We start from the raw sequence: 2,011 nt of genomic DNA, 5'->3' as shown, positions 1-2,011 counted from the left end.
TTGATTTTTCAGCAGTTCCATAATGAATAATTCTAGGCTTCATAGGCTTAATAATCTCAGAAGATTTTTCAATTTTAGAATTTTCTTTTCCATCTACAAATTGAACATCATAAATTATTTTTTTACTACCCGCTTCTCCTTCTTGGATTACTTTTTCTTTACCTTTAAGCATATTATCATCGGCAACTCTTTCTTCTTCAATGGGAATTTCTACAACCTCTTCCCTGTCTTCATGGGTGATTTTATATAATTCAGAAAAAGAACTTCCTGATGAAACTTTTAATTTTCCACTTACGTTATATTTTATTCTTTTTATCTCTTCACCATTTTGCTTAATTACAAGCTCTGCGAAAGGTATGTTATAGCTACCGTCTTCATTAATTTTTGTAATATCTTTTAAAGTGATTGCTTCTTTGTATTTATGTTCAAATCTAGGGTTTATTTTCTTAAAAATCAACTCGCCAATAGCAAATCCTGATATTTTACTTCTTTTATCGTCTCCCACACTATTATAATTGAAGGTAATATCACCATTATTTGACTGAAAATCGAAAATTCGCCCTTTAAATCCTTCTTCATCTATTTTATTTTTATCAGTTTTAAAAAAATGTGTATCAAAAGATTTGAGTTTTCAACAATCTCTCTGCTTTTATATTTTATAATGAAATTATTTTTAGTTGTGGTTTTTACTATAACACCATTGTCGCTAATTGCTTCTTTTTCATTAATCTTGGCAAATTCAGAATCATTGTCGAATGAAAAATTTTCTTTATTTAAAATAAAATTGTATTCAAGAGGATTTTCTCCTTCAATATAATTATTTGAAAAAGGTATTGTAGCCAATAAAATAAACTGATTTGGGTTTAGAATAAATGTTTTGTTTTCTGATATTAACTCATAAGTTTTATTTATATCTGAATAAATTTTTAAATCATCTACATTGTTTACTTTTACAGAACCTTCAGTGGTTTTCCCTTTATTAAATGTGACTATAGGTTCATCTTGTTCCACTTTTGCGTTCAAAACAGGCACATTCGCTTTTCCTATTTGAATTAACCCATTAGAGTTTTTTGCATTAATATCTAGAGGTAGTTTTTCCCCAGTTTTTTTAGTATATAAATCTGATTCCGTATGTTGAATATCCATAATAACGCTATATCTTATAGATTTTACATTATCTGAAACATTTTCAATTGAAACTCTTTGACTTTTTACCCAACCAATTTCTTCATTATCTTCCTGTCCCTTTAAACTAGCCCTAATCGAATCAACTATCCAATTTTTATAATTAGGATTATATGAAATTTTAGATTCAGTTAATTTAATTTTATTTAAGATTTCCTCCTCTGTTTTTAAATCTTTTAATTCTTCTTTGTTAATGTCAAAATATCTTATCTTCGGCATTATATAGAACATCGTATCTGAAGTTGTGTTCGTTTCGCCCTCGATTTTTAATACATAGTCATTTTGATTTTTGTTGTTTGGATCTTTAGCAACTTTTACAGATGTTATTCTGTTAAATTTACCCTGAGCTTTTTCTTCATCTGTAGCTAAATCCACCCCACCTTCCAAAACAGATTCTGGAACATCATTAAACAATGCATATCTTGGGTCATCACTAATAGCTTTAACAGCTTCTTCGGGTTTTTCTTCAGACATCTCTAATTTCTCATTTTCCCCAGGTGCATCTTCCTTAATACTAGTTGCGTTGTTATTTGCAACAATTTCTTTTGTCACAGCCTTTTCTAACTCACCATTAGCCAACACATTAAATGGAATACTAGTTCCCATTATTGCCACTGATGCCGTTAAGGCTAATGTTCTTCTTAGTTTATTCTTATTTTTACTCATTATATTTAGTTGAATAGATTACCTATCTATTCTTCCTCCCTTCTTTATTAAAAAATAGTTACAACAAAAAAACTTAAAAAAGTTTTTTTAACAAATTGACCTATTCCCACTACCCTCCTTCAATAAAGTTTTATTACATCAGGAATATACCTTAATATTT

Annotated in this window: 2 protein-coding genes; both read right to left on the bottom strand. The window is 28.6% G+C overall.

The window, feature by feature from the left end; genetic code table 11:
- Positions 1-505 (bottom strand): G5 domain-containing protein (locus HGPT_RS08790; RefSeq protein WP_172633959.1); only part of this gene is annotated, 505 nt, incomplete at its 3' end.
- Positions 506-579: 74 nt separating this feature from the next.
- Complete coding sequence (locus tag HGPT_RS08130; RefSeq protein WP_019139350.1) at positions 580-1,851, bottom strand: hypothetical protein; 1,272 nt, start codon at positions 1,849-1,851, stop codon at positions 580-582.
- Positions 1,852-2,011: the final 160 nt, after the last annotated feature.

The organism is Peptoniphilus timonensis JC401 (genome assembly GCF_000312025.1).
In the GTDB taxonomy this organism is placed as follows: domain Bacteria; phylum Bacillota; class Clostridia; order Tissierellales; family Peptoniphilaceae; genus Peptoniphilus_A; species Peptoniphilus_A timonensis.
The sequence above is the reverse complement of the archived record's forward strand: the minus strand, read 5'-3'. Positions and strand labels throughout refer to the sequence as shown.

Bases quoted from the DNA above. Each gene is read 5' to 3' on its own strand.
- HGPT_RS08130 (WP_019139350.1), bottom strand. From the start codon at position 1,851: ATGAGTAAAAATAAGAATAAACTAAGAAGAACATTAGCCTTAACGGCA.